Annotated in this window: 8 protein-coding genes; 7 read left to right on the forward strand and 1 reads right to left on the reverse strand. The window is 51.7% G+C overall.

Going from position 1 to position 11340, the window contains the following annotated elements; all coding sequences use genetic code 11:
• The first annotated feature begins 197 nt into the window (after positions 1-197).
• The 7 genes from GGC63_RS05345 to GGC63_RS05375 all read left to right on the forward strand — a co-directional run bounded on the left by GGC63_RS05345 (position 198) and on the right by GGC63_RS05375 (position 9809).
• Complete coding sequence (locus GGC63_RS05345) at positions 198-1124, forward strand: S66 peptidase family protein (protein ID WP_192701356.1); 927 nt, start codon at positions 198-200, stop codon at positions 1122-1124.
• A gap of 321 nt (positions 1125-1445) precedes the next feature.
• Positions 1446-3629 (forward strand): AMP-binding protein, encoded by a 2184-nt coding sequence (locus tag GGC63_RS05350; RefSeq protein ID WP_192701357.1) that lies wholly within the window; start codon positions 1446-1448, stop codon positions 3627-3629.
• Entirely contained in the window at positions 3574-4803 is a 1230-nt protein-coding gene (gene lplT, locus GGC63_RS05355) for a lysophospholipid transporter LplT (RefSeq protein ID WP_225947908.1), read from the forward strand. Before GGC63_RS05350 ends, lplT begins: the two co-directional genes overlap by 56 nt.
• Positions 4804-5122: 319 nt before the next feature.
• On the forward strand, positions 5123-5323 hold the full coding sequence (locus GGC63_RS05360; RefSeq protein ID WP_079914380.1) for a cation transporter: 201 nt from the start codon (positions 5123-5125) through the stop codon (positions 5321-5323).
• Positions 5324-5411: 88 nt separating this feature from the next.
• Positions 5412-7835, forward strand: coding sequence for a heavy metal translocating P-type ATPase (locus GGC63_RS05365; protein WP_192701358.1), 2424 nt, complete (start codon positions 5412-5414; stop codon positions 7833-7835).
• Positions 7836-7945: 110 nt separating this feature from the next.
• Entirely contained in the window at positions 7946-8560 is a 615-nt protein-coding gene (locus GGC63_RS05370) for a nitrite reductase (protein WP_192701359.1), read from the forward strand.
• 406 nt (positions 8561-8966) lie between these two features.
• Entirely contained in the window at positions 8967-9809 is an 843-nt protein-coding gene (locus GGC63_RS05375) for a hypothetical protein (RefSeq protein ID WP_192701360.1), read from the forward strand.
• A 74-nt stretch (positions 9810-9883) separates the two neighbouring features.
• On the opposite strand, the gene GGC63_RS05380 is transcribed toward GGC63_RS05375, so the two are convergent.
• Positions 9884-11340 (reverse strand): hypothetical protein (locus tag GGC63_RS05380; protein ID WP_225947909.1); only part of this gene is annotated, 1457 nt, incomplete at its 5' end.

The raw sequence follows: 11340 nt of genomic DNA on the forward strand, positions 1-11340 counted from the left end.
CGAGCATTTTCCCGCTATACAGATTTTCCCAACAATATAGTCTTATCACTCCCCGAATGTTTGAGCTATTCCATTGTATATCCCTCTTTTCCGACTAAGCTCCGCTACACTATTATTTCTCGGCAACGCGGCATAGATATAGGAATAGGGAGTATGAACGACCGGAATGACAGAGTATACTGTGGGAGGTTATTCGCATGGCCATAAAACCGCCTCTATTGCTGCCCGGAGACACTGTTGGAGTCGTAAGTCTAGGCAGCCCGCTTCCTGCCGCCGATATCAACAATGCGGCAGCGATATTGAGAACTATGGGGTTCGAGGTTGTTCTCGGCAATTATGTCTACGCCGATAACGGATTTTTGTCGGGGACCGATGAGCAACGGGCATTCGATCTGATGAATATGTTCGCCGATTCCAAGGTACGGTTGATATTGCCCGTCCGAGGGGGCGTAGGCATCGCGGGAATACTGCCTTATCTGGATTACCGCTTTATCGCCTCGAATCCGAAAATTTTGTCCGGATACAGCGATGTCACCGTGCTGTTGAATGCATTGTATCAATTCAGCAATTTGATTACGTTCTCCAGTTTAATGCTGCTTAACTTTCGAACGGACACGCCGCCTTACAATTTCGATCAATTTTTCGGCTTGATCTCATCTACGGCCTACCCCAAGACGATTCAAAATCCTCAGGGAATACCGATGGTGTCCAAAGTACCCGGCAACGTAACCGGACCGATCGTAGGCGGTAACCTTACCTCCCTCGTAGACACGCTTGGCACCCCTTATGAAATCGATACCCGCGGATGTATCTTGTTCCTTGAAGAGACGCACGAGCAAATCAACCGGGTATATCGGATGATCAATCATTTGAAGCTGGCCGGCAAATTCGCCGATTGCATCGGCATCGTTATGGGGGAATGCACCAATTGCGAGGCTTCCTACGGCAAAACTTACGACGATCTCATCAATGAGGTCATCGTCCCGCTCGGAAAACCGCTGCTTACCCGTCTCTCCGCAGCCCATGGCATCTACAAGGCCGCTGTGCCGATCGGCGCAACCGTCAATCTTGATACCGTCAATACTGCATTAACCATAACGGAGCCTACCGTAAGCGCTCGTTAGAGCTGCTGTGGAATATTATACGAGCTTCTTAGAAGCCATCCGCCTGCTCTGCGGAAAATAGGGCTTCACCTGCCTTCAACCGGCTTAGACTCGCAGCTCTGCGCGTTAAAGCCGGACTTTGGCATGCTTCCGCCGCTTTTCAACCCACCGGTAGTTCTCCTTTTCACAGCTCCCTTCATTCGATAAGCTTGCTTCGATCCTTTCTTGATAAGGTACTATAAAAAGTTAGTACTCTTCTTTTGCATGCGCTGCGTATACAATACAAGTATCAATTAGCACCAGGTATTAAGAGCCAGTCCAACAAAAGAGGAGTCGATCACGATGCCTATCCTTATTGCAATCCTGAAGATGATATTCCACCTATGCTTTAAATTAAAAATATCCGGCCTGGAGAAGCTCGACTTCAGCCGGCCGACCATCCTTATGCCGAACCATGTATCGCTTCTGGACGCGGTCCTGCTGGCCGCATATTTGCCGGATGAAGCCGCATTTGTGGTCAACACCAAGATCGCCAAACGGTTCCGGCTTGCCCTCAAGCTTCGCAGGCATATTACCGTAGACCCTTTAAACCCATACTCCGTTAGAACTATGGTTAAGACAGTTCAAAGCGGCGTGCCGCTCGTGCTTTTTCCCGAAGGACGCATCACTACAACCGGCGGATTGATGAAAATTTATACCGGCATTGCCTATATAGCATTAAAAACAGGCGCGCGCCTCGTTCCGATCGCGATTAACGGTGCCGAGCGCTCCAAGCTGTCTTATATCGGCAGCAAAATAAAAACCGTATGGTTTCCGGAAATCAGCATTCAAATCGGCGATGCCTTCACCATCGAAGCTCAGCCGAACCAGTCCATGAAACGGCAAAAGGAGCAAGCGGCCGATACGATTATGCTGGCGCTTCAAGAGCTGTTAACGCAGAGCAGGCTGAAGCCGAATGTCAACTTGTTCGACGAGCTGGTCTATCAGGCCTCTCTCCATGGAAAGCAGCGAATCATCTGCGAGGATCTTACGCAGCGCCTCACGTACAGCAAGCTGATCACGGCCTCGCACATCTTTGCCCGCAAGCTGAAGCCTGCCCTGGCATCCCAGCCTACGGCCGGCGTGCTGCTTCCGAATTCCATCGGTCATACGATCGCTCTGTTCGCCCTGTTTCGGCTTGGAATTACCCCGGCCATGATGAATTTCTCATCCGGACAGCAAAGCCTTCTCGATGCATGTGAGACTGCAGGCTTCAAGACGATCCTTACCTCTCGCCAATTTATCGCAGCCGCCAAGCTGGAAGCGACCGCCGCGGCGCTGGCCGAGCGGTGCCGCCTCCTCTACCTTGAGGATGTCAAAGCATCCGTCGGGCTAACCGATAAGCTTGCGGGTCTGTTGGATCGCTGGACCGGCCGGAAAGCCGCTCAAGGAGCGCCCGAGCTCATCCTGTTCACCTCAGGCAGCGAGAGCAAGCCCAAAGGCGTCGTTCTCGGGCACGAGCAGCTGTATGCTAACATTCATCAGGCCAAAGCCGTCTTTGATTTCAACTCATCGGATATGTTGTTCAATGCGATGCCGATGTTTCACAGCTTTGGCCTTACCGTAGGGACTTTGCTGCCGCTGCTTACCGGCGTGCCAGTCATTCTATACCCGAGTCCCCTGCATTACCGTGTTATTCCGGAAATCGTATACGACCGCAAGGCGACGATCCTGTTCGGAACCTCCACCTTTTTGGCCGGTTACGGCCGGGCTGCACATCCGTATGATTTTCATACCCTGCGCTACGTCGTAGCCGGGGCGGAGAAGCTGAAGGAGGAAGTAAGGGAGATGTGGGGCCGCAAATTCGGCATCCGGATCCTGGAAGGCTACGGCACGACCGAGGCGTCGCCGGTCATTTCGATCAATTCCCCTCTCGCCTATAAGGAGGGAACGGTGGGCCGGATTCTGCCGGGCTTGCGCTGTAAGGTCGAGCCCGTACCCGGAATTGAAACGGGAGGCAGCCTTCATATTCAAGGACCCAATGTTATGAAGGGCTATTTGATTCACGGCAAAGGCTTTGTCCCCTGCCCGGAATGGTATGACTGCGGCGATATTGTGGAGCTGGACGCACAAGGCTTCGTAACGATACAAGCCAGATTGAAGCGATTCGCCAAAATCGGCGGAGAGATGGTCTCTCTCCAACAGGTGGAGGAGCTGGCCGCTGCATGCTTCGACGATCCGGCGCTGTCTCTCGCAGCGATAAGGGCGCCTGATGGACGCAAGGGCGAACGAATCGTACTGTTCGTGACGAAGCCGGGCTGCAGCCTTCAGCAGCTGAAGACCTATATGGCGTCCAAAGGCTCTTCTCCGCTGCTGTGCCCGTCGCGTATGGAAACGATAGATAAGCTCCCGCTGCTCGGCAGCGGCAAAACCGACTACGTAACCTTAACCAAGCAATTCAATGCTTCTCTACACAAAGGAGTGGAATCCCATGAATCCCAGCCTGCCAATGACCAAGGAACCGGCAGCGAAGCTAACCCGGCCTAAAGCCTTAAATGCGCTGTACGTCACCCAATTTTTATCGGCCTTCGCCGATAATATGTCCCTGCTCGTAATATCCGGGCTGCTGACTCATAACGGCTTTTCCGCCGAATCACTGGCCTTGGTGAGTATGGCCTTCTTTCTTCCTTACATTCTGCTTGCTCCCTTCGTCGGGCCCTTTGCGGATAAATATCCTAAGGCTATGGTTCTTGTGGCCGGCAATGCCCTTAAGCTGCTCGGCATTGCCCTGCTCCTCATAGTAGATTCCTCCAGCATCGTAATGCTTATGCTATGTTATTTTACCGTCGGCATCGGAGCCGTCGTCTATTCGCCCGCCAAGTACGGGATTCTACCTGAGCTTACCGCCAATGAGCAGGAGCTGTTCAAGGCGAACTCCCGAATTGAAGCCTATACCATTCTGGCCATTCTCACAGGGATCGGCGGAGGCGGAGCCATCGTTGCCGCCGCCCCACCCATCGTATCGTCGCTGGTGTGTGCCGGTCTGTACGCAATATCGCTGTGCATGACGTTCCGGATCCCCAGAATTCAAGGGGACTCGACGATTCAATATTCTCAAGAAGCATTGCGGTTTTACAAAAGCGCTGCGCAATTGTTCCGTAACCCGGTGACGCAATTTTCCCTCATCGGGACAGGAGCCTTCTGGATGAGCTCCGCTGTTCTCCGGACCGCTGTCTTAGCCTGGATTCCAATCTCGCTAGGCTTTCGCTCCGATGACGTTCAAGTATCCCTAATCCTTGCCACGACATCCATAGGCATCATTGCCGGTGCTTTCCTGGCGCCCAAGCTCGTCCAGCTCAAGCAATTTTTCAGGTCCGTTCATTTCGGCTATATTATGGCGGCGCTGATCTTCGTGTTCCCCTGGATTCACAGCACTCCGGTTGCCATCGTTTTACTGCTGGCCGTAGGCTGTATGGGAGGCATCTTTATCGTCCCCATGAATACGGTACTCCAAGAGGAAGGCTTGCGCATCACCGGAGCCGGGAAAACGATAGCCGTACAAAACCTGGTGGAGAACAGCTTGATGCTGGCCGGGTCCGGTTTGTACTATGTCGCCGTCGATCTGGGGCTATCCATCTCTGGTGCCATCGCACTTCAAGGCGGCATCCTGCTTCTCTTCCTTTTGTTGTTAAGCTTCCGAATGCGGAAGCTCGGAGCCTGATACGTTCCTTCGTTCCCCCTTTCGCCATATTGGCGGAAGGGAGTTTGTTTTTTGAACCTAATAAGCTTGAAATTGAAAAACACTCCTTCAAGGTATACCCCTCCTCCGTATATAACGTAGCTCCCAAAAAAGCAGGTTTCTCAATCAGCCTGGATTTATCAAGAAATGAGGCTACATCCCGACATTCTCCTTATCAGCGAATTTTTTTATTATGCGCCCATTGACATACCCCGTGGGGGTATATTATAGTGTATGTATCAGCAGCAGGTTGGCATAATAAAAAATGACATTTTATGATGTGTTCAAGGAGAGGATAAATATGAAGCAAACTATTTTACAAGTTGAAGGAATGTCCTGCGGGCATTGCGTGGGGTCGATAGAAGGCGCGTTAAAGGAGATCGGCGTACAAGGAAAGGTCGATTTGGCATCCAAATCAGTTTCGATACAATATGAAGAAACGAACGTGACCCTTGCTTCCATTAAAGATGCTATTGAAGCTCAAGGCTACGACGTGAAATAATCGGCACTGCCCGGCAAAAATGATGATGGCCTATTTTTTTTCATTAAAATATACCCCCTAAGGGTATGTAATAAAGGAGTTGGACTCTATGCAACAGCAAGAGCAGCATCAATCCACTTTACAAATATCCGGTATGACCTGTGCGGCCTGTGCCAATCGGATCGAAAAGGGCCTGAAGAAAATGGACGGCGTAGCCGATGCGAATGTCAATTTCGCTCTGGAGAGAGCCTCGGTTACTTTTGATCCCAATAAAGTCAACCTCAACAGCCTGGAACAAAAAATTCAAGCCTTGGGCTACGATACCGTGAAGGATTCGGTTGATTTCGATCTAAGCGGAATGACCTGTGCCGCTTGTGCGAACAAAATCGAAAAGGTCCTGAATAAGCTTCCCGGCGTCAGCTCAGCCACGGTGAACTTCGCTCTCGAAACAGCTCATGTACAATATTCCGCAGCTGAAGTGACTATTGAAGACATGATCAACCGGGTAAAAAAGATCGGTTACGAGGCGCGCGTCAAGCAGGATAGCAGCGGCGAAGATTCGGATCACAAACAAAAAGAGATAACGGCTCAAAAAAGAAAACTATGGGTTTCCGCTATCCTTTCGATTCCTCTTCTATGGGCCATGGTAAGTCATTTCTCCTTCACCTCCTGGATTTACCTGCCCGACTTCCTGATGAACCCTTGGGTTCAGCTGGCCTTGGCTACTCCGGTGCAATTCATCATAGGAAACCAGTTTTATGTCGGAGCCTATAAGGCTCTTCGCAACAAAAGCGCGAATATGGACGTTCTGGTCGCATTAGGAACCTCTGCCGCTTACTTCTACAGTCTTTATTTGACGGTTCAATGGGCTTTGGGCACCAGCGGCCATCATGCTCCAGAAATGTACTACGAAACTAGTGCGATCCTGATCACGCTCATTTTGCTGGGCAAATTGTTCGAGGTACTTGCCAAAGGCCGCACTTCCGAAGCGATTAAAAAGCTGATGGGCCTCCAGGCCAAAACCGCGCTTGTCATAAGGGACGGCCGTGAAGTTAGCATTCCGGTTGAAGAGGTCATTGCCGGTGATATTGTTCTGGTGAAACCCGGTGAGAAAATCCCTGTGGACGGCGAGGTGTTGGATGGTATCTCCTCCGTAGATGAATCGATGCTGACCGGTGAAAGTCTGCCTGTCGAGAAAAAAACCGGGGATGCCGTGATTGGCGCTACGGTAAATAAAAACGGCAGCTTGAAGATTCAAGCGACCAAGGTCGGGAAAGAAACGGCTCTTGCCCAGATCATCAAGGTCGTGGAAGACGCCCAGGGGTCCAAAGCCCCTATTCAACGAGTTGCGGACCGCATTTCCGGCATTTTTGTTCCTATCGTCGTAGGTATTGCTATTGTTGTATTTCTGGTTTGGTACTTCGCCGTTGTTCCGGGTGATTTTGCCAGCGCCTTGGAAAAAGCGATCGCCGTTCTCGTTATCGCCTGCCCATGCGCTCTTGGCCTGGCCACCCCGACCTCCATTATGGCCGGCTCCGGCCGCGCCGCAGAATTCGGTATCCTCTTCAAAGGCGGAGAGCATCTGGAATCGATGCACAACATTCAGACGATCGTGCTTGACAAAACCGGCACGGTAACCAAAGGGAAGCCTGCATTGACTGACGTTCGGATTGTAGGGATGGATGAACGCGAAGCGCTTCAGCTTGTCGGCTCTGCCGAAAAGCAATCCGAGCATCCGTTAGCGGAAGCTATCGTGGAAGGCATCCGAGAGAAAGGATTGGAGCTGTTTGAGCCTGAACAGTTCGAGGCGATACCCGGCTACGGTATCCGTGCCATAGTGACCGGCAAAGAAATCCTAGTCGGCACCCGCAAGCTTCTGGAACGCGAAGGCGTCTCCTATGCCGAAGCTCTTAAAGAGATGGAACAGCTCGAGGCCGAGGGCAAAACAGCGATGCTGATCGCCATTGGCGGACGATTCGCAGGAATGGTTGCCGTCGCCGATACGATCAAGGAAACATCCCGCGAAGCGATTTCGCGGCTGAAGCAAATGGGAATCGAGGTTATTATGATTACCGGTGATAACGAGCGGACCGCCCGCGCCATTGCCGATCAGGTCGGCATCAGCCGCGTGCTGGCAGAAGTGCTGCCTGAAGGCAAAGCGGACGAAGTGAAAAAGCTGCAGGCCGAGGGCAAAAAAGTCGCTATGGTCGGCGACGGCATTAACGATGCGCCGGCGCTGGCTACAGCGGATGTCGGAATCGCCATCGGAACCGGAACGGATATCGCAATGGAAGCCGCCGACGTCACTTTGATGCGCGGCGAGCTTACGAGCATCCCGGATGCGATGGTGATGAGCAAAAAAACGATGGCTAACATTAAGCAAAACTTGTTCTGGGCACTGGCCTATAACTCGCTTGGCATTCCTATCGCGGCCATTGGTCTGCTTGCCCCATGGGTTGCAGGAGCCGCCATGGCGCTCAGCTCCGTATCGGTTGTACTCAATGCGCTGCGGCTGCAGCGGGTTAAGCTGTAAATCGCTTCTCGAAACTCAGCTTATGCTTTCGAAGTCAGTTTCGCTTCGCGAAACTCAGCCTATGCTTTCGAAGTTAGTTTCGCTTCGCGAAACTCTGAGGAGGTTCCCCAATGAAAACCAGTAAATTTGCCGTATCCCCCGGCTTTGAAGTGGGAGGTAGCCTGTTCAAGCCGGAGCAGCTCGCCCTGCTTGGCTCCATTGTCGGACCGGATGCCAAGATCGAATTCACGACCTTCAAGCAGCTGTACGTTGAAATGGATGAGGAACGTATGGTTGAGGTTCAAAGTCAGCTAAAGCAGCATGGGCTTCACATCTACCCTGCGGGATTTTATACGAAGAGCCTCATTGCCTGCAATTTTTGCCGGGGGGCCGAGGAAGCCGGCCTGGATATGGCGACCGCATTAAACGATGCGGTTGCGGGACTGCCTGTTCCGAGCCCGCTCAAAATCGGCTATGCCGGCTGTGCTCTCGGAACCAGTGAGCCGCTGCTAAAGGATATCGGGGTCGTCAAAATGAAAGACCGCTACGACATCTATATAGGCGGCGATCCCAAATCTGTAAAACCAACGATCGCCGAGCTGTTTCTGTCGGATATTCCTCCGGAACGAATCATTCCCATCGTAACCGGGCTGATCGAGTATTATCAGCAGAATGCCAAGAAGAAGGAGAAATTCGCGAGGTTTATCCACCGGGTTTCCATCGACGCTCTGCGAAGTGCGGTATAGAAAGGCTGCCAAGTGGTGGCGCCAATGTGCGGTCAAAGGATTTAAACGACGCACTGCTGTCGAAACTGGAATATAGCAAGTTTTGCTTTGCAAAACTCAGGCTGTTGAAAAACCTAGCTTTGCGTGAACTATGCAAAATACGGAGGTGGGGTATGCCTCGGAAGAGTTTACGTCCGCCTTTGAAACCCGTGAAAATACCGCTTAATAGAATCAACTTTCACGGGTTTCAACAGCGGCTGGAGAGGTATACCCACCGGAGTATGTTAGCAATAGTTCAAGCTTCACATGTTTTTCAATAGTCTCAACTCTAGCCTATCCTTTCGAAGCAAGTTTTGCTTCGCAAAACTCTAAGCCCACCCTTTCGAAGCAAGTTTTGCTTCGCAAAACTCTAAGGAGGATCCCCCTCATGAAAAAAGCTGCAATAGCCATTATAGTAACCGCCGCGCTGTTATCGGCTTGCGGCAAGAACGCTCCCGCCTCTTCCGGGCATGAAGGCATGAATATGGGAGCGGCCGCCCCTGGCGATCACGCGGGACACGGTGCGGAAACGGCCAAGACGGAAGACGTCAAGGCCGCCTTCTTGCTGACCCCGGACAAACCCCAATCGAAGCAGGATGCCAAGGTCGGCATACAAATTACCGACAGCAGCGAAAAGGCCGTTGAAAGCTTTGAAGTCTCGCACGAGAAAAAGATGCATTTGATCGTCGTAAGCAAAGACTTGTCTTACTTTAATCACATTCACCCGGATTACAGGAGCAAGGGACTGTTCGATATTACGACGCAATTCCCCGCAGGCGGCCAATACAAGCTGTTCGCTGATTTTGTTCCGTCAGGCAAGAGCTCTACAACCAAGAGCCAATGGATCACGGTACAGGGCGATCCCGCAAAACCGGAGCCTATTCAACCGGATACCAATATGACCAAGACGGTGGACGGCAAGGAAATCACACTTGCCTACGAGCCGCTGAAAGCCGGCAAGGAAGCCACCTTGACCTTTACGATCAAGGATGCCGCTACCAAAAAGCCCATTACGAATTTGCAGCAGTATCTCGGCGCTGTAGGACATGTCGTTATTTTGAGCGACGATGCTGAGCAGTACCTGCATGTTCATCCGATGGAGGAGAAGGCGACCGGACCGGATGCCAAGTTTATGACTACGTTCCCGAAGTCCGGCATCTATAAGATCTGGGGGCAATTCCAGCATGAAGGGAAAGTAGTGACCGTTCCGTTTGTCGTTAAAGTCCCTTAATCCTTTTTTCCCTGCAAATATCACAAGGCCGTTCACAGCGAATGCTGCGAACGGCCTTCTTACTTCATCAACTATTAATAGCTCGTCAGCAGCCAATTGGTTTTAGTCCAAGTCAGCTTGCCGGCACCCGAGCCGTTGGAAGCGGTCAATCTCGCTTTCAGTGTCGAAGGATCATCCGTTGTATAGCTGTAAGGCAGCGAGCTAAAGCCATTCCACGAGAATGCCTTAACCGCTGCAGGCACTGGAGCCAACGGACTTCCGGACGTGTCGCTGCCGCCTCTGAAGGACGAGCCGTTCAGAGAATACATCGTATCCAGTACCCGAATTTTCCCCGTATAGCTTGCGTCTGACGCATCCGCCTGATTATTGCGTACCGGAGAAGCTACATCGATGATCTGCGATTTTTCGAGCAGCAAGGCTCCATTCTCGGTGGAGATGGCTCCATTGCTTGTCACTCCGAAGTGATAGCCTTTGGAGGAGAGCGCCGATTCCATCGCGGAGGTGATCTTTTGCTTCGCCGCCCATGCCGCGGCATTATCCATGACGATATTGTATACATGGGCATTGCCGCCTCTTAAGCGAGGCATCCGGTCTTGAATATCCTGATAATAATTATGATGCAGAGTCACCTGAAGTGTGGCATTGTCTGAAGCGAATTCCGTGGCTCCCACGAGATGGCCTTTCTTTTGGGAGGCCGCAATGGCGATAATATCAGCCTTACTGAGACCTATAGCACTGCTTCGCAGATAGGCATACATCGGATAAGCCGACATATTCGCCTCCATGGCGTTAATCTGCTGCGTTACCCAGCTGTTGGAGCTGCGGTCGTCCCCCCTGAAGGTGGACCAGGAGATCGTAACCCCGTTGCTGCCCTTCTTCACATCGACAAGTCCGTCGTACGCTTTATTGAAGGTGCAGTGGTCGATCCATACCTTGGAGCTGGCTCCTTCAATAGTGATATAATCCCAGTCATTTTTATCGTAATTTCCTTTGGTCGACTCATCCCACTCCCACAGCTCATCGAATTCCAGATTACGGATGATGATGTTGGAGCAGTACTTGATGTCGAAGGAAGCATGCTTGATTTTGGCCCCGTTAGCGGAAAAAATCGTCAGGCCGTCGAAGCTGTCGATGTAGATCTTGCTGACCCCGGTCTTCAGGAGAACCGGATGGGTTAATGGCGTGTTGTTGGCAACAAAAGGAGTCACCTTGGCAGCGTCCGGAATCTCGTTCCATCCCAGATTCAGATCATTCATAATCTCAATGACCTTCACTCCGGAGCCTTTCTTGAGGGCTGCCGCCAAATCGGCTGCGTTGTATACTTTTTTATACCGCGAGTCGGTCTCTGGAATGTTGCCGCCTCCCGTATTGCCTGCAGAAAAGCCTGCCACATTATATTGGCTGAGTGCCCCTGGTGTCGGAGTCGCTGTTGGTGTTGGTGTTGGTGTTGGTGTTGGTGTTGGTGTTGGTGTTGGTGTTGGTGTTGGTGTTGGTGTTGGTGTTGGTGTTGGTGTTGGTGTTGGTGTTGGAG

The sequence above is a fragment of the Paenibacillus sp. OAS669 genome (genome assembly GCF_014873645.1).
GTDB classification, from domain to species: domain Bacteria; phylum Bacillota; class Bacilli; order Paenibacillales; family NBRC-103111; genus Paenibacillus_S; species Paenibacillus_S vulneris.